Genomic DNA, 18,095 nt, shown 5'->3' on the forward strand with positions numbered 1-18,095 from the left:
CACAATCACTTTGCGCTAGCTGAATGCGCCATCATCACTCAACCGTAGCGGCGTCCATTCGCACGGCGCCACGGCGGTTCTGCCCGAACGCCATCACGCAGTTGCGCCCGGCGCCCTTGGCGCTGTAGAGCGCCTGGTCAGCGGACTTGAGCACCTCTTCGGGGGTGCGTTGTTCGATCCGTTCAGCAACACCGATGCTGACCGTCACCGACACACTCGACGCACCGGAACCGGCACGCCGCTGGCGCCCCTGATGATCGTCCTGCGGGCGGTTTTCCTGATTGCGCAGTTGAATGTTGTAAGTGGCGATGGACTCGCGAATGACCTCCAGGTGCGGCATGCACTCTTCGAGGGTCTTGCCTGCAAACACCAGGGCAAATTCCTCGCCGCCATAGCGATACGCCTTACCGCCACCGCCGATTTTCGACAGCTTGCTGGCCACCAGTCGCAACACCTGATCGCCGACGTCATGGCCGTGGGTGTCATTGAATTTCTTGAAGTGGTCGACGTCGCTCATGGCCAACACGTAATTGCGCCCCAACCGTTGCAGGCGTTCATTCAACGCGCGACGGCCCGGCAGCCCGGTCAGTTCGTCGCGAAAGGCCATTTGATAGGCCTCGTGGGCAACGGCGGCTGCGATCATCAGCATCACCTGGCTGCACATGATGTTCAGCGTGAACGGCAGGATGAAGGTTTTCGGCAACATCCAGAACAACCCGAGCAGCCCCACCCATTGCGCGGCATGCAGCGGTCGCGGGTTGCGCCAGTATTGCCAGGCCAGCAGCAGGAACGCCGCAATGAACACCGGATAGGACAATTGGATCAGGCTCATCCAAGCGCCATGCAAGGCGGGCCAGCGAATCTCCGACAGCCAGATCAGCAGCGCGTGTGGATAACTTTGCTCAAGTCCCAGCGCCACGCTGCCGACCGCCAGCAAGACCGCGAAGCGCGCCACCATGTCCTGGAACAGATGGGTGCGTTCCTGCCACGCCGCGAACACGCCAAACAACAGCGGCAGCAGCAAGCAAACCAAATGAAAGACCACCGCGGCATCGTCGCGCACCTTGCCGTTGTCGCGGTAATAGTCGGTCTGGGTGTCGAGCAGGAAGTAGGCGATGTACACCGTGACCATCAGAAACAGTTCACGCTGGCGTCGGTACACCGCGCAATAGGCGCCACCGAGCAACAACACCAGGGTGGGCAGCACGTTGAACAGCGACGTGAAGAAGACGTTCAGATCCTTGATGTAAGCAGCCGCAAGCCCCGCCACCAACAGCAGTAATGACGGCAGGAAATGACTGAAACGTACAGCAGATGAGCGCGGCAAGGGTAAAGCTCCGACCCGTCAAATCAATAGATGGCAATGTGCCAACTACTGTAACGGCAGGAAGCCCGAGTTTCTGAGTGAATTACTGAGGTATTTTTCAAAGGGCGTTACAAACATTTTCCACCGGTAACCGTTAAAGAAAAAAAGCCGCTGTTCCCGAAGGAGCAGCGGCTTTTTCAAGTGCTTCGCTAAGGCTTAGTAGCCCAGGTCGAAGTTCTCTTCTTTCATGTCCATCAGGTTGTTGGCGCCCGACAGCATGGTTGCGACATGAGTGCGGGTACGCGGCAGGATGCGCTGGAAGTAGAAGCGCGCAGTCTGCAGCTTGGCGGTGTAGAACGCCTCTTCGGTGGTACCGGCCGCCAGTTTCTCGGCCGCAAGACGCGCCATGTCAGCCCAGAAGTAGGCCAGGCAGGCGTAACCGGAGTACATCAGGTAGTCCACGGAGGCCGCGCCGACTTCTTCACGATCTTTCATGGCGGCCATACCGACCTTCATGGTCAGCTCGCCCCATTCCTTGTTCAGTGCAGCCAGCGGAGCGACGAACTCTTGAACCGCTTCGTTGCCTTCGTTGGTCTGGCAGAACTTGTGGACGATCTTGGTGAAGCCTTTCAGAGCCTCGCCCTGGGTCATCAGCACTTTACGGCCCAGCAGATCGAGTGCCTGGATACCGGTGGTGCCTTCGTACAACATCGAGATGCGGCTGTCGCGGACGTTCTGCTCCATGCCCCACTCGGCGATGAAGCCGTGGCCGCCGTAGATCTGCACACCGTGGTTGGCCGATTCGAAACCGACTTCGGTCATGAAGGCTTTGGCGATTGGAGTCATGAACGCCAACAGTGCGTCGGCTTTCTTCTTCTCTTCCTCATCCACGCCGTACTTGACGATGTCGACCTGCTTGGCGGTGAAGTAAACCATCGCGCGGTTACCTTCGGCGAATGCCTTCATGGTCAACAGCATGCGGCGTACGTCAGGGTGCACGATGATCGGGTCAGCGGCTTTGTCCGGCGCTTTCGGGCCAGTCAGTGAGCGCATTTGCAGACGGTCGCGAGCGTATTTCAGGCCGCCCTGGAAACCGACTTCGGCGTGGGCCAGGCCTTGCAGCGCGGTACCAAGACGTGCGGTGTTCATGAAGGTGAACATGCAGTTCAGGCCTTTGTTCGCCGGGCCGATCAGGAAACCGGTAGCGCCATCGAAGTTCATCACGCAAGTAGCGTTGCCGTGGATGCCCATCTTGTGTTCCAGGGAACCGCAAGATACGGCGTTACGTGTGCCAACCGAGCCATCAGCGTTCGGCAGGAACTTCGGCACGATGAACAGGGAGATGCCTTTGGTGCCAGCCGGTGCATCCGGCAGGCGGGCAAGTACGATGTGGACGATGTTGTCGGCCATGTCGTGTTCACCGGCCGAGATGAAGATCTTGGTGCCGGAAACCTTGTAGGAACCGTCGGCCTGAGGTTCGGCCTTGGTGCGCAGCATGCCAAGGTCTGTACCGCAGTGTGGCTCGGTCAGGCACATGGTGCCGGTCCACTCGCCGGAAACCAGCTTGGTCAGGTAAGCCTCTTGCTGCTCAGGGGTGCCGTGCTCGGAGATGGTGTTCATCGCACCGTGCGACAGGCCTGGGTACATGCCCCACGACCAGTTGGACTCGCCAACCATTTCGCTGATGGCCAGACCCAGGGACTCCGGCAGGCCTTGGCCGCCGTGCTCTACGTCGTGAGCCAGGCTTGGCCAGCCACCTTCGACGAATTGCTTGTAGGCTTCCTTGAAGCCAGTCGGGGTCTTAACGCCGGACTCGCTCCAGGTGCAGCCTTCGAGATCGCCCACGCGGTTCAGCGGAGCCAGTACCTGCTCACAAAACTTGGCGCCTTCCTCAAGAATGGCGTCAACCATGTCTGGAGTTGCGTCGGCACAAGCCGGAAGGCTCTGATAGTGCGCTTCGTAGCCGAGCAGCTCGTCACGAACGAAGCGAATATCACGCAAGGGGGCCTTGTAGTCAGGCATAGCGATAAACCTCTGCTGATGTAACCGGGAATGAACGACCGCATTGATTTGTTGTTGCGATCAAACAGTTGTTTGAAACATACGTTTACGCCCAAATCTTGTCAAGCGTCGATCTTTTTCCGTTCGTCACCGCCGATCAGGCACATCTGCCCGCAACCGCGCGTCGGACATTGACCGAGCGAGCCACCATGCAGAAAAGATTAGTTGAGTGAGAAGGACTTACGCAGAAAAACGCCGCGAACAGGCGCGGCGTTGGAGAGACGGATTCAATGAGGATCAGGCGAAAGTATCGATCAGCGTTCCGAGCACTTCGTCGGATGCCTTGGCGACTTTGGCACCCAGTTCGACCTGAAATTTGCCCTGGGCCATTTCGACCACACTACTGGCCAGGTCCGATTGCCGGCTGCGATCAACCGATCGCAGACGATCGACCTGCGCCTCGGAGGACTGGCTGGTGACCGAGCGCTCGATCGTGGTGTTGGCGATCTGCCCGGCGGCTTGATCGACACGGTTCTGCCCTGCCTGAAGGGTGCTCAGACCGGCATAAAAAGCGGTGTTTCCTGAGATTTCCATGGGAGAACTCGTCCTTTCAAAGGATCAACAGTGCCCATTGAAGCAGAGTGGCCGGCAAAACACTCGACAAAAACACTAATGGCACAGTGCCTTGTCATAGGCAAAGCCCGCAACCACTCACCTCAGTCCAACAGGTCCAGTTGCAAGTGCTCGGCCACTGCCTCGGCCGTAACGGCCTTGAGTTTAGGCACACGCCCCAGGCACGGCGCCGGGAGACGCTCGGCCAGGGTAGCCAGGTTTTCTTCCAGCCGCGAGGTCTTCGGGTCGATGATGTTGGCCACCCATCCCGCCAGTTGCAAACCGTCCCGGGCAACCGCTTCAGCGGTCAACAGAGCATGGCTGATACACCCCAGGCGTACACCGACCACCAGGATCACCGGAAGCTTCAATGCGATGGCCAGGTCCGACAGATTGTCCTGATCCGCCAAGGGTACGCGCCAGCCACCAGCGCCTTCGATCAGGGTGAAGTCCGCCTGCATGCCCAGAATCTGCCGCATCGGCGTCAGCAACGACTGCACCGTCAGCGCCACGCCCGCCTCTCGCGCCGCCAGATGCGGGGCAATGGCTGGTTCGAAGGCCATCGGATTGACCTGTGCGTAGGTCAGCGGCAGCGAACACTGCGCCAGCAAGGCCAGCGCATCGGCGTTGCGCAGGCCCTTGGGCGTCACATCGCAACCGGAGGCGACCGGCTTGCCCGCCGCCGTACTCAAACCCGCCGAACGCGCCGCATGCAGCAGCCCCGCAGCGACCGTGGTTTTACCGACATCGGTATCCGTGCCGGCGATGAAATAGGCTGCGCTCATAAGGGTTTCTCCAAAACGGCGTACACCACTTGATAAGTCGCCGGCAGGCCCTTGGCCTGACGAAACTGTTCGTAAGCCTCGATCAAACCCAAAATCCGCGCCCGGCCGGTCAAGCCACCCGGCCGCCCGGGATTGAGATTGTGCGCACCCAACGCCTTGAGTTCATGGGTCAGGCTGCGCACATCCGGGTAATACAGCACGTGCGCAAGGTTTTGCAGACTGACCGCCCTCAAGCCGCTGGCCGCACACAGTTGTTGATAAACACCAAACTCCCGGAAGCGGTTGACGTGCACCATGCCGTCGACTTCGCGCCAGCTGTCGCGCAATTCAAACAACGTCCCTACACACAGACTAGCAAACGCGAAAATGCCGCCCGGCTTCAATACTCGAAAGGCTTCACTGAGCACCGAGTCGAAGTCCGCGCACCACTGCACCGCCAGGCTGGAAAAGATCAGGTCGCAAGACGAATCCTGCAGTGGCAATCGCTCGGCATCGCCGGCCACGAAGTATGTGGCACCGCCCAATGGCCGGGCGTGGTTGAGCATGCCCTCGGCAATATCCAGCGCCACCCCGTGGCTGCCCGGAAATTGCTCACCAAGGGCACGACTGAAATGCCCGGTGCCACAGCCCAGGTCCAGCCAGCGCTGCGGTACGAAGTCCTGCGGCAAGCGCCCGAGCAATTGGCTGCCCACATCACGCTGCAACTCGGCCACGCTGTCGTAGCTTGCTGCCGCGCGGGAGAATGAGGCTGCTACCTGGCGCTTGTCGGGCAAGGCGCCGGGCAGGTTGGGAAGGGATAAATCAGTCATCGCCGGACTCATGCAAAAAGGCCTGGATCGCCCCCGCCACACCGTGGGGATCCTCCAGGAGAAACACGTGGCTGGCCTGTTCAATCAGACCGACTTCGACATCCGGCAGTAATGCCAACAACTCGCCCGCTGCCTCCACCGGCACCAGCCCGTCGAGGCCGGCGAACAGATGCAATTGCGGACCGCGGAACGATTGCAGTGCCTGTCGTGTATCCAGTTGCGCGAGCACTTGCAGACCACTCAGCAACACCGCCGCAGCGGTGTTCGGGGCACCGCCGAGCAACAACCGCGACAATCCGCGTGGGTCTTCGGCGCCTTGGGCGCAAAGCAGTGAAAAGCGTTTCAAGGTCGCGCGCGGATCGGCTTCACATCCCGCCAGAAACGCATCAAAGGTTTCCCCGGACATGGCGCTTGTCCATTGATCATGAGCGACAAAAGAAACGTTGCTGGCCAGGGTGACAACACCACAGCAGCGATCGCCACGCCGGGCCGCCAATTCGCAGGCGAGCATGCCGCCCAATGACCAACCGCCCAGCCACACGTCTTGCGGCAAGGTCGAATCAAGCTCATCGAGCCACTCTTCAAGATCGCTCGACGCCAGCTCCGGCAACGGCTCGATCTCGACGCGCAGGTGCTCATCCAAACCGCGCAAGGCCGCCGCCAGAGGCTCCAGCGGTGAAACGCCAAGGCCCCAGCCGGGCAGCAGAATCAGACGATCACGCATGGCTTGGCTCCGGCTTCAGTTGTTGAAAACAATCGGCCAGTCCGTTTAACAATAGCTGTACCTGAGCCTCACTGTGGGCGGCCGTCAACGTGACCCGCAGCCGGGCACTGCCGGCGGGTACGGTCGGCGGGCGAATCGCGGTCACCATCAACCCGCGTTCACGCAGCATTTGCGAAAGTCGCACCGCTCGCCCCGCGTCACCGATCATGATCGGCTGGATCGGCGTGAAGCTGTCCATGAGCTCCAGGCCAATCTGTTCGGCACCCGCGCGGAACTGGCGGATCAGCGTCTGCAAATGCTCACGGCGCCAATGTTCGCTGCGCAGCAGTTCCAGGCTTTTCAACGTGGCGCAGGCCAACGCGGGGGGCTGGCTGGTGGTGTAGATGTAGGGACGGGCGAACTGGATCAGGCTTTCGATCAGCTCTTCGCTGCCAGCCACAAAGGCACCCGCCGTACCGAACGCCTTGCCGAGGGTGCCGACCAGCACCGGAACGTCATCCTGGCTCAAGCCAAAGTGTTCGACGATGCCGCCACCGTTGGCACCCAGCGGTCCAAAACCATGGGCATCGTCGACCATCAACCAGGCGCCTTTGGCCTTGGCTTCTCGGGCCAGCGCCGGCAAATCGGCAATATCACCATCCATGCTGAACACGCCGTCGGTGACCACCAGTGTATTGCCGGTGGCTTTTTCCAGGCGCTTGGCCAGGCTCGCCGGGTCGTTGTGCAAGTAACGATTGAACCGCGCGCCGGACAACAGCCCCGCGTCGAGCAGCGACGCATGATTGAGCCGGTCTTCGAGCACCGTATCACCCTGCCCCACCAGTGCCGTGACCGCACCGAGGTTGGCCATGTAGCCGGTGCTGAACAACAAAGCCCGCGGGCGGCCGGTCAGGTCGGCCAATGCTTCTTCCAGGGCATGGTGCGGGGAACTATGGCCGATGACCAGATGCGATGCCCCTCCGCCCACACCCCACTTCGAAGCGCCGGCACGCCAGGCTTCGATCACTTGCGGATGATTGGCCAGGCCCAGGTAGTCGTTGTTACAGAACGCCAGCAACGGCTGGCCATCGACCACCACTTGCGGCCCCTGCGGGGTTTCAAGCAGCGGGCGCTGGCGGTAGAGGTTTTCGGCACGACGGGCGGCAAGGCGTGCGGCGAGATCGAAAGACATGCAGGCCTCGAAGTTCAGATCACAGAAATCAAAATGAATGCGATCCCTGTGGGAGCGAGCTTGCTCGCGATGGCGGCGTCACATTCAACATTGATGTCGACGGACCTGACGCAATCGCGAGCAAGCTCGCTCCCACAGTGTTTTGCATTCCAGCCAGAGAAGTCGGTGGAAGACTCAAACAGCCGCGTTGTAAAACTGCTCGCTGCTCTTCTGCTCCACCAGCGCCTGCTCGATTGCTGCCTGATGCACCTCGTCGGCGTGCTCTTCGCGGGCTTCCGGCAGGATCCCCAGACGCGAGAACAGTTGCATGTCCTTGTCGGCCTGCGGGTTGGCGGTGGTCAGCAGTTTGTCGCCGTAGAAAATCGAGTTGGCACCGGCGAAGAACGCCAGGGCCTGCATCTGCTCGTTCATGGCTTCGCGGCCGGCGGACAGGCGCACGTGGGATTGCGGCATCAGGATGCGCGCGACGGCGAGCATGCGGATGAAGTCGAACGGATCGACGTCGTCGGCATTTTCCAGCGGCGTCCCGGCGACTTTCACCAGCATGTTGATCGGCACCGACTCGGGATGCTCAGGCAGGTTGGCCAACTGGATCAGCAGGTTGGCGCGGTCGTCCAGCGACTCGCCCATGCCGAGAATGCCGCCGGAGCAGATCTTCATCCCCGAATCACGCACGTACGCCAGAGTTTGCAGGCGTTCGCTGTAGGTGCGGGTGGTGATGATGCTGCCGTAGAACTCCGGAGAGGTATCGAGGTTGTGGTTGTAGTAGTCGAGGCCGGCCTTGGCCAGCGCTTCGGTCTGCTCCTGATCCAGGCGACCGAGAGTCATGCAGGTTTCCAGGCCCATGGCTTTCACGCCTTCGACCATCTTCAACACGTACGGCATGTCCTTGGCCGACGGATGCTTCCACGCCGCGCCCATGCAGAAGCGGGTCGAACCGATGGCCTTGGCGCGAGCGGCCTCTTCGAGGACCTTCTGCACCTCCATCAGTTTCTCTTTTTCCAGGCCGGTGTTGTAGTGACCGGACTGCGGACAATATTTGCAATCTTCCGGGCAGGCGCCGGTCTTGATTGACAGCAGGGTCGACACCTGGACGCGGTTAGCGTCGAAATGCGCACGGTGCACCGTCTGCGCCTGGAACAACAGGTCATTGAATGGCTGAACGAAGAGTGCTTTGACTTCGGCCAAAGTCCAGTCATGACGCAGGGTGGCAGTGGTGCTGGCGCTCATGGGCGTTTCCTTTGAATTATGCTTTGGCAGTCGGCTGGGTAATGGAGTTTCACAGCCACTTCACAGATGTTTCGGCATATTTAAGGAAGAGCGATGCGCTGTCAACCACGATACGAAGGACAGGTTTACATCTGGTTAAAAAACAAACAATCATGCCTTTTGTGCAATGAACCGACCGACGGCCCCCCTCCTGTCTGCACGGCCTGCGAAATCGAGCTGCCCTGGCTCGGTGACCACTGTCTGACCTGCGCCCTGCCGCTCCCGGCCGCGGGACTGACCTGCGGCCTTTGCCTGAAGCAGCCACCGGCCTTCGAACAAGTGATTGCGCCCTGGACCTACAGCTTTCCGGTAGACAGCCTGATCACCCGCTTCAAACACAACGCCAAGTGGCCGTTTGGTCGCCTGCTCGCCGAACTTCTTGTTCAATACCTGCAACATCGCTTCGAAGACGATCTGCTGCGGCCCCAGGCGCTGATCCCCGTGCCGCTGGCCAATCGGCGCCTGCGCCAACGCGGGTTCAATCAGGCGGCGATGCTGGCTCACTGGTTGAGTGCGAGTCTCGATATCCCTTGCGACGAACGGTTGCTGCTGCGCACTCAAGACACCGACGCCCAACAGGCCTTGAACGCCGAAGCCCGTCTAAGAAACCTGCGCAATGCTTTCGCCCTGGCACCCGGCGCGGTCGTCAAAGGCCGGCACCTGGCTCTGGTCGACGACGTACTGACCACCGGAGCCACGGCCCAGGCCCTGGCTCGCCTTTTGATGGACGCCGGGGCGGCGAGGGTCGACGTCTATTGCCTGGCCCGCACGCCCAAACCCGGCGAAACACCCTGACTTGACTCGCGCGGCCCAAGCGACCAACGTCCTCACCATCGTCACCACCCAAAGCGACTTGTCATGTCTTTGCCAACCTTGCTATCCCAGCACATTGTCCGCCGTCCGCAGCGCATCGCTCTGCTGCAACACATCGCCGAACAAGGCTCGATCACCCGCGCGGCAAAAAGTGCGGGCCTGAGCTACAAGGCTGCCTGGGATGCGATCGATGAGCTGAACAACCTGGCGCAGAAGCCGCTGGTGGAGCGGATTGTCGGCGGCAAGGGCGGCGGCGGTGCGCGCCTGTCCAACGAAGGTGAGCGGGTGTTGCGCCTGTATCAGAAGCTGCAAGCCTTGCAGGCCCAAGTGCTGGAAGCAACTGAAGACACGAGCGATCTGGATCTGCTCGGGCGCCTGATGCTGCGCACCAGCGCGCGCAATCAGTTGCACGGCAAGGTGATTGCGATCGAACCTCAGGGACGCAACGACCTGATTCGCCTCGAAGTCGCCGAAGGCCTGATCGTCGCCGCGCAAATTACCCACGACAGCACCGAGCGCCTGGAACTGCAAATCGGCACTGAAGTCGTGGCATTGATCAAAGCCGGCTGGCTCGACGTGCTGCAGATCGACTCTGTCGAAACGCCTGAAAGCAATTGCCTCAGCGGCATCATCGAAAAAATTCTCGACGCCGACGACGGCCCCAGCGAAGTGCGCATCACCCTGCCCAACGGCCTGACTCTATGCGCCTTGGCCGAACAGAGTCATCTGCAAGCATCGGAGCTGACGTGTGGCAAACCGGTGCGCGTGGAGTTTTCGCCGTCCAGGGTTCTGCTGGGCACACCACTGTAAGCAGAACTGCAACAAAAGGTTCATGACTCATCATTAAGGTGTCTGCAAAATCCGCAGGGAGCCTGAAATGAGCCTATTAGAAGAAAACCAGTCCACCGACCTCGAAACCATGGTCGGCCTCAGCCGTCGCGGCTTCATCAGCGCAGGTGCCCTGTGCGGCGCGGCGATGTTCATTGGCGGCAACCTGCTGAGCCGCAGCGTGATGGCCGCCAGTGTCAGCGCCGGCAACAGCCAGTTGCTGGGTTTCGACAGCATTGCCGCCGCCACCAGCGACACCATCACCCTGCCACCGGGCTACAAGTCCTCGGTGCTGATCAGTTGGGGCCAGCCCCTGTACAAGGACGGTCCGGCGTTCGACCCGAGCGGCAACGGCAGCGCCGAAGATCAGGAAGTCCAGTTCGGCGACAACAACGACGGCATGAGCCTGTTCGAATTTCCGGGCGAAAAAGACCGGGCGCTGATGGCGATCAACAACGAATACACCAATTACCGCTACCTCTACGCCCACGGCGGCATGCCGCAATCGGCGCAAGAAGTGCGCAAGGCGCTGGCCTGCGAAGGTGTGTCGGTGATTGAAGTGCAGCGCAAGAACGGCCAATGGCAATTCGTCCAGGGCTCACGCTACAACCGCCGCATTCACGGCAACGCACCGATCACCCTGAGCGGCCCGGCCGCCGGACATACCCTGCTCAAAACCAGTGCCGACCCGCACGGCAAGAACGTCCTGGGCACCTTCCAGAACTGCGCCAACGGCAAGACACCGTGGGGCACCTATCTGACCTGTGAAGAGAACTTCACCGACTGCTTCGGCAGCAGCAACGCCGAGCAGAAGTTCGACCCGGCGCAAAAACGCTACGGAGTGGTGGCCACCAGCAAAGAAATCAACTGGCACCAGCACGACGAGCGCTTCGACATGGCGAAGAACCCCAACGAGCTCAACCGTCACGGCTGGGTGGTGGAGATCGATCCGTTCGATCCGAAATCGACGCCGGTCAAGCGCACGGCCCTGGGCCGCTTCAAGCACGAAAACGCCGCACTGGCCGAAACCAGTGACGGTCATGCCGTGGTGTATATGGGCGATGATGAACGCGGTGAGTTCATCTACAAATTCGTCAGCCGCGACAAGATCGACCACAAGAACCCCAAGGCCAACCGTGACATTCTCGACCACGGCACTCTGTACGTGGCGCGGTTCGATGCCGGCGACGGCAACGTCGATCACCCGAAAGGCCAGGGTGAATGGATCGAACTGACCCACGGCAAAAACGGCATCGACGCCAGCAGCGGTTTTGCCGATCAGGCCGAAGTTTTGATTCACGCGCGTCTCGCCGCCAGTGTGGTGAAAGCCACGCGCATGGACCGCCCGGAATGGATCGTGGTCAGCCCCAAGGATGGCCAGGTCTACTGCACGCTGACCAACAACGCCAAGCGCGGCGAGGACGGGCAACCAGCGGGCGGGCCGAACCCGCGCGAGAAGAACGTCTACGGCCAGATCCTGCGCTGGCGCACCGAGCGTGACGATCACGGCTCGAAAACCTTTGCCTGGGACCTGTTCGTCGTCGCCGGTAATCCGGGGGTTCACGCCGGCACACCAAAAGGCGGATCCTCGAACATCACGCCGCAGAACATGTTCAACAGCCCTGACGGTCTGGGCTTCGACAAGGCCGGACGCTTGTGGATTCTCACCGACGGCGATTCGAGCAACGCCGGAGACTTTGCCGGCATGGGCAACAACCAGATGCTCTGTGCCGATCCGGTAACCGGCGAGATTCGTCGCTTCATGGTTGGCCCTGTAGGTTGTGAAGTGACGGGAATCAGCTTCTCGCCGGACCAGAAAACCCTGTTTGTCGGAATCCAGCATCCGGGTGAAAACGGCGGTTCTACCTTCCCCGAGCACCTACCCAACGGCAAACCGCGCTCTTCAGTGATGGCGATTTCGCGGGAAGATGGCGGGATCGTCGGCGCCTGACAACCCCTCATCGCGAGCAAGCTCGCTCCCACAGGATTGGCGCGATTTCAAATCTGGCGCATGACCTGTGGGAGCGAGCTTGCTCGCGATGGCGGCAGCCCAGACACCACACATCCACTAAAACCGCGCCGTCTGCGCTACCATGCCTGGCCGGACGCAGCAGCCTGCTGCGCGCAGGAGTCAGCATGGCCCACCCGTTTGAAACCCTCACACCAGACCTCGTGCTCGATGCCGTCGAAAGCATCGGCTTTCTCAGCGACGCGCGCATCCTGGCGCTCAACAGCTACGAGAACCGCGTCTATCAGGTCGGTATCGAAGACGCTGAGCCGCTGATCGCCAAGTTCTACCGGCCGCAACGCTGGAGCAACGAAGCGATTCTGGAAGAGCACCAGTTCACCGCCGAACTCGCCGACTGCGAGGTGCCGGTCGTGGCGCCGTTGATCCACAACGGTGAAACCCTGCACGAACACAACGGTTTCCGTTTCACCCTGTTCCCCCGCCGTGGCGGCCGAGCACCGGAGCCGGGCAACCTCGACCAACTCTATCGCCTGGGCCAGTTGCTCGGGCGCCTGCATGCGGTCGGCTCGACCCGGCCGTTCGAGCACCGTGAAGCGCTGGCGGTAAAAAACTTCGGCCATGACTCGCTGGCCACATTGCTCGACGGCAACTTCATCCCCCGCAGCCTGCTGCCGGCCTACGAGTCAGTGGCCCGCGATCTGCTCAAGCGTGTGGAAGATGCCTACAGCAACACGCCGCACCAGAACATCCGCATGCACGGTGACTGCCACCCCGGCAACATGATGTGCCGTGACGAGATGTTCCATATCGTCGACCTCGACGACTGCCGCATGGGTCCGGCGGTACAGGACATCTGGATGATGCTCGCCGGCGATCGCCAGGATTGCCTGAGCCAGTTGTCGGAACTAATGGACGGCTACAACGAATTCCACGACTTCGATCCGCGTGAACTGGCCTTGATCGAACCGTTGCGCGCCCTGCGCCTGCTGCACTACAGCGCCTGGCTCGCCCGCCGCTGGGACGATCCTGCCTTCCCCCGCAGTTTTCCGTGGTTCGGCACCGAGCGTTATTGGGGTGATCAAGTGCTGGCGTTGCGCGAGCAGTTGGCGGCGCTCCAAGAAGAGCCACTGAAGCTCTTCTGACCCACCCTGCCCCCCTGTAGGAGCGAGCCTGCTCGCGAAGAACGCAAGGGCAACGCGTTTATCCAGACAGCACGCGTTATCGTTGACGTCCATCGCGAGCAGGCTCGCTCCTACAGATACCGATGTTCACAAATGTCCTACCTATTCAGTCAGGACATTCGCAAACAAATCTCCTTACAATCCCCTCTTTGTTAGCTGCCTAAGCAAGGATTCTGCATGCAAGCCGCCAACCCGCGTCGCGGGTACATTCTAGGCCTGAGTGCCTACATCATCTGGGGGCTTTTCCCCCTCTATTTCAAAGCCATCGCCAGCGTGCCCGCAGTGGAAATCATCATCCACCGAGTGCTGTGGTCGGCGCTGTTCGGCGCCTTGCTGCTGATGGTCTGGAAACATCCCGGCTGGTGGCGTGAGCTGCGGGATAACCCCAAGCGACTGGCAATCCTGGCCCTGAGCGGCGCGCTGATCGCGGCCAACTGGCTGACCTACGTCTGGTCGGTGAACAACGGCCGCATGCTGGAAGCAAGTCTCGGTTACTACATCAACCCCTTGGTGAACGTGTTACTGGGCATGCTGATCCTCGGCGAACGGCTGCGGCGCATGCAATGGATTGCCGTCGGCCTGGCGGCGGTGGGTGTGGCGCAGCAGGTCTGGCAAGTCGGCAGCCTGCCGTGGGTGTCGCTGGTGCTGGCACTGACCTTCGGTTTCTATGGCCTGATTCGCAAGCAGGCACCGGTCAAGGCACTGCCGGGGCTGGTAGTGGAAACCTGGATGCTGGTGCCGATTGCTCTTGGCTGGTTGCTGCTCAATCCGACGGCCAGCAGTGCCCAGGCCGAATTCTGGACCACGTCCCAGGCCTGGTGGTTGGTCGCCGCCGGCCCGATCACGCTGGTGCCACTGGTCTGCTTCAATGCTGCTGCGCGGCATTTGCCCTACACGACACTGGGGTTTCTTCAGTACCTGGCGCCAACTCTGGTACTGCTGCAGGCCGTCCTACTGTTTGGCGAGCACCTGTCATCCAGCACCTTGGTAGCGTTCGTGTTTATCTGGGCCGGTCTGGCGGTTTACAGCGTCGATGCGTGGATAAGTTTGCGCCGCCGCAGCTGATCAAAAAACACACAAAACTCTACAGGCCACGTCTCCCGTGGCCTGCATCATTCCTTCCCAAGGTTATCCACAGCGTGATCCCCGCTGATTGTGTGCAAGTGGCTGAAACTGCTGGTTTTTTGATCAGTTAATGAAGAACCCCGGTCGGCGTGGCCTTGCGGGGTGTCTCTACAGGTTATCCACAGGCCGGTGCACGTTTAACTTGGATAACCTGATCAGGGATCACTGCGCAGCACCAACTCGACCATCAGATCGTCCGCCAGGGTTTCCAGGCGCGATTGCAGCACGTCAAGCGACAGCGTCAGCGGGACCGCGAGAATCGCCTCGGCATGGAACAACGGCTCGCTGCTCATCGGAGCCGGGCGCACTTCGGTAACCAGCCGTTCCAGATTCACCCCCTGCTCGCTCAACAAGCGCGTGATGTCACGCACGATCCCCGGACGATCATTGCCTACCAGTTCCATGGCAATCGGTTTCCAGGTGCAGGATTGTTCGATGCCGCTTTCGGCGATCAACACGCGAATGCCATGGGCGGACAGGCCCTGCAGGGCATCGACCAGTTCGTCGTAGGCCTCGGCCGGCACCCCCACTCGAAGAATCCCGGCGAATTGTCCCGCCATGCGCGACATGCGGCTTTCCAGCCAATTGCCGCCGTGCTCGGCAATGCATTGGGCAATGCGCTCGACTTGCCCGGGCTTGTCCGGAGCAAAAACGGTGAGTACGAGATGGTCCATGGCGCAGCCCTCTGGTCATGTTTTTTGTTATGGAAAAACAAGTATAGGCAAGGGTTGAACCTGCGCCGACAGGTCAGGCGTCTTCGCGAGCAGGCTCGCTCCCGCAAGGGTTGCGCGGGCCTTTGTGGGAGCGAGCCTGCTCGCGGATGAAGGCACCGCCGATCTGACCGACCCAACAAATCGTGTACAACTTTTGATATTTAACTGGAACAATCCAATAGTTTTTTGAGAACATCACGCTCCCCGATGTGACCGCAATGCGTCATGGGGTCGCAGAACGACGTAATTAGTCTAATTTTCACAACCGCAATTCATCATGTAGTATGCCGCAGCGCGCACTACATAACGCTGGATCGATGTCTGCCGCAGGCACGTTCGCAACCCTGAAAGCCCTGTCAGCAAGGCCCCAAGCCGTTGATTGGTCCCAACCCAGCCGCCTGTCATGGGCATGTACTGGTAGAGGGGTTTGTGGTTTAAATGGCCAAAGGCTTCATTGTTAAATTGAAGAGCTGAAAAGCGAAATAGCTGAGCAGAGTGAGGCAAGCAATGACTGAACACGTTCAAGTCGGTGGCCTGCAGGTCGCCAAAGTCCTGTTCGACTTCGTGAACAACGAAGCCATTCCCGGTACCGGCCTCACCGCCGATAAGTTCTGGGCCGGTGCCGACAAGGTCATCCATGACCTGGCACCGAAGAACAAAGCCCTACTCGCCAAACGCGATGATTTCCAGGCTCGTATCGATGGCTGGCACCAATCCCGTGCCGGTCAACCGCACGACGCCGTGGCCTATAAAGCCTTCCTGCAAGACATCGGTTATCTGCTGCCAGAAGCGGCCGATTTCCAGGCGACGACGCAAAACGTCGATGACGAAATAGCCCGCATGGCCGGTCCACAACTCGTGGTGCCGGTTATGAATGCCCGCTTCGCTCTCAATGCTTCGAACGCCCGCTGGGGTTCGCTGTATGACGCGCTCTACGGCACCGATGCCATCAGCGAAGCCGACGGCGCGGAAAAAGGCAAAGGCTACAACAAGGTACGCGGTGACAAGGTCATCGCTTTCGCCCGTGCCTTCCTCGACGAAGCGGCGCCTTTGGCGGCCGGCTCCCACGTAGACTCCACCGGCTACAAGATCGTCGATGGCAAACTGGTGGTCGCCCTCAAAGGCGGCAGCAACACTGGCCTGCGCAACGATGCGCAACTGATCGGTTTCCAGGGCGATGCCGCTGCACCGACCGCGATCCTGCTGAAAAACAACGGCCTGCATTTCGAAATCCAGGTCGACGCCAGCACCCCGGTCGGCCAGACCGACGCGGCCGGCGTCAAAGACATCCTGATGGAAGCCGCGCTGACCACCATCATGGACTGCGAAGACTCGGTTGCCGCGGTCGATGCCGATGACAAAGTGGTGATCTACCGCAACTGGCTCGGCCTGATGAAGGGCGATCTGTCGGAAGAAGTCGCCAAGGGCGGTCAAACCTTTACCCGCACCATGAACGCCGACCGCACCTACACCGCCGTCGATGGCAGTGAACTGAGCCTGCACGGTCGTTCGTTGCTGTTCGTGCGTAACGTCGGTCACCTGATGACCATCGATGCGATCCTCGACAAAGACGGTAACGAAGTGCCTGAAGGCATTCTCGATGGCCTGGTGACTTGCCTGGCATCGATGCACAACCTGAACGGCAACACCTCGCGCAAAAACACCCGCACCGGCTCGATCTACATCGTGAAGCCGAAGATGCACGGCCCTGAAGAAGCGGCGTTCACCAACGAGCTGTTCGGTCGTATCGAAGACGTGCTGGGCCTGCCGCGCAACACCCTCAAAGTCGGGATCATGGACGAGGAGCGTCGTACCACGATCAACCTCAAGGCCTGCATCAAGGCGGCGAGCGAGCGTGTGGTGTTCATCAACACCGGTTTCCTCGACCGCACGGGCGATGAAATCCACACCTCCATGGAAGCCGGCCCGATGGTGCGCAAGGCGGACATGAAGGCGGAAAAATGGATCGGCGCCTACGAGAACTCCAACGTCGATATCGGTCTGAGCACTGGCCTGCAAGGTCGCGCACAGATCGGTAAAGGCATGTGGGCCATGCCGGACCTGATGGCGGCGATGCTCGAACAGAAAATCGCTCACCCGATGGCCGGTGCCAACACCGCTTGGGTACCCTCGCCGACCGCTGCTGCCCTGCATGCGCTGCACTACCACAAGGTTGACGTGTTCGCCCGTCAGGCCGAACTGGCCAAACGTGCCCATGCTTCGGTAGACGACATCCTGACCATCCCACTGGCGGTCAACCCGCAATGGACCGCCGAACAGATCAAGAACGAACTGGACAACAACAGCCAGGGCATTCTCGGTTACGTGGTGCGCTGGATCGACCAGGGCGTCGGCTGTTCGAAAGTGCCGGATATCAACGACGTCGGCCTGATGGAAGACCGTGCAACGCTGCGTATTTCCAGCCAGCACATCGCCAACTGGCTGCGTCACGGCATCGTCACCAAAGAGCAAGTGATGGAAAGCCTCAAGCGCATGGCGCCGGTGGTTGACCGTCAGAACGCTGGCGACGCGCTGTACCGTCCGCTGGCCCCGAACTTCGACAGCAACATCGCCTTCCAGGCGGCGGTCGAACTGGTGGTCGAAGGCACCAAGCAGCCGAATGGCTACACCGAGCCGGTCCTGCACCGTCGTCGTCGCGAGTTCAAGGCTGCCAATGGCCTGTAACTGAGCGTCTGCGCCGGACATGAAAAAACCCTGATCGAAAGATCAGGGCTTTTTCTTTTTGGGCTGTCCGCGATCTCCCACAGAGGTAGTTCAGGGCTGACAGG

15 protein-coding genes are annotated in these 18,095 nt (G+C 60.4%); 6 read left to right on the plus strand and 9 right to left on the minus strand.

The genetic code is table 11. The features are described from left to right. Positions 1–34: 34 nt before the first annotated feature. The 8 genes from AC3WTM_RS20665 to bioB form a co-directional block, all read right to left on the minus strand. Positions 35–1,327, minus strand: a complete 1,293-nt coding sequence (locus tag AC3WTM_RS20665; protein ID WP_102670848.1) for a GGDEF domain-containing protein — start codon at positions 1,325–1,327, stop codon at positions 35–37. 195 nt (positions 1,328–1,522) lie between these two features. Then, positions 1,523–3,328 (minus strand): phenylacyl-CoA dehydrogenase, encoded by a 1,806-nt coding sequence (locus AC3WTM_RS20670; RefSeq protein ID WP_102670847.1) that lies wholly within the window; start codon positions 3,326–3,328, stop codon positions 1,523–1,525. A gap of 276 nt (positions 3,329–3,604) precedes the next feature. Next, complete coding sequence (locus AC3WTM_RS20675) at positions 3,605–3,901, minus strand: pyrroloquinoline quinone biosynthesis protein PqqE (protein ID WP_102670846.1); 297 nt, start codon at positions 3,899–3,901, stop codon at positions 3,605–3,607. Between the two features lie 122 nt (positions 3,902–4,023). After that, positions 4,024–4,704 (minus strand): dethiobiotin synthase, encoded by a 681-nt coding sequence (gene bioD, locus AC3WTM_RS20680; protein WP_102670845.1) that lies wholly within the window; start codon positions 4,702–4,704, stop codon positions 4,024–4,026. Further along, entirely contained in the window at positions 4,701–5,513 is an 813-nt protein-coding gene (gene bioC / locus AC3WTM_RS20685; RefSeq protein WP_102670844.1) for a malonyl-ACP O-methyltransferase BioC, read from the minus strand. The genes bioD and bioC overlap by 4 nt, the downstream gene beginning before the upstream one ends. After that, positions 5,506–6,237 (minus strand): alpha/beta fold hydrolase, encoded by a 732-nt coding sequence (locus AC3WTM_RS20690; protein WP_102670843.1) that lies wholly within the window; start codon positions 6,235–6,237, stop codon positions 5,506–5,508. The genes bioC and AC3WTM_RS20690 overlap by 8 nt, the downstream gene beginning before the upstream one ends. Continuing rightward, complete coding sequence (gene bioF / locus AC3WTM_RS20695) at positions 6,230–7,408, minus strand: 8-amino-7-oxononanoate synthase (protein WP_102670842.1); 1,179 nt, start codon at positions 7,406–7,408, stop codon at positions 6,230–6,232. Before bioF ends, AC3WTM_RS20690 begins: the two co-directional genes overlap by 8 nt. 174 nt (positions 7,409–7,582) lie before the next feature. Then, complete coding sequence (bioB, locus tag AC3WTM_RS20700; protein WP_090451787.1) at positions 7,583–8,638, minus strand: biotin synthase BioB; 1,056 nt, start codon at positions 8,636–8,638, stop codon at positions 7,583–7,585. Between the two features lie 93 nt (positions 8,639–8,731). Here bioB and AC3WTM_RS20705 point away from each other — a divergent pair, with 93 nt between their 5' ends. The 5 genes from AC3WTM_RS20705 (at position 8,732) to rarD (ending at position 14,533) form a co-directional block, all read left to right on the plus strand. Then, positions 8,732–9,472 (plus strand): ComFC family protein, encoded by a 741-nt coding sequence (locus AC3WTM_RS20705; protein ID WP_102670841.1) that lies wholly within the window; start codon positions 8,732–8,734, stop codon positions 9,470–9,472. Between the two features lie 63 nt (positions 9,473–9,535). Beyond that, positions 9,536–10,300, plus strand: coding sequence for a TOBE domain-containing protein (locus AC3WTM_RS20710; protein ID WP_102670840.1), 765 nt, complete (start codon positions 9,536–9,538; stop codon positions 10,298–10,300). A 67-nt stretch (positions 10,301–10,367) separates the two neighbouring features. Beyond that, the gene (locus tag AC3WTM_RS20715) at positions 10,368–12,269 is read left to right on the plus strand and encodes a PhoX family protein (RefSeq protein WP_102670839.1); all 1,902 of its coding nucleotides are present in this window, start codon (positions 10,368–10,370) and stop codon (positions 12,267–12,269) included. 185 nt (positions 12,270–12,454) lie between these two features. Continuing rightward, entirely contained in the window at positions 12,455–13,429 is a 975-nt protein-coding gene (locus AC3WTM_RS20720) for a serine/threonine protein kinase (protein ID WP_102670838.1), read from the plus strand. 216 nt (positions 13,430–13,645) lie between these two features. Then, entirely contained in the window at positions 13,646–14,533 is an 888-nt protein-coding gene (gene rarD / locus AC3WTM_RS20725; protein WP_102670837.1) for an EamA family transporter RarD, read from the plus strand. Positions 14,534–14,748: 215 nt separating this feature from the next. Here the strand turns inward: rarD and AC3WTM_RS20730 are convergent, their stop codons facing one another. Next, positions 14,749–15,267: a glycine cleavage system transcriptional repressor gene (locus AC3WTM_RS20730; RefSeq protein ID WP_102670836.1), complete on the minus strand. Its 519-nt coding sequence runs from the start codon at positions 15,265–15,267 to the stop codon at positions 14,749–14,751. Between the two features lie 546 nt (positions 15,268–15,813). Between AC3WTM_RS20730 and AC3WTM_RS20735 the strand changes: the two genes are divergently transcribed. Then, entirely contained in the window at positions 15,814–17,991 is a 2,178-nt protein-coding gene (locus tag AC3WTM_RS20735; RefSeq protein WP_102670835.1) for a malate synthase G, read from the plus strand. Positions 17,992–18,095 lie beyond the last annotated feature (104 nt).

The organism is Pseudomonas sp. EU05-FHT14B02, assembly GCF_058791055.1.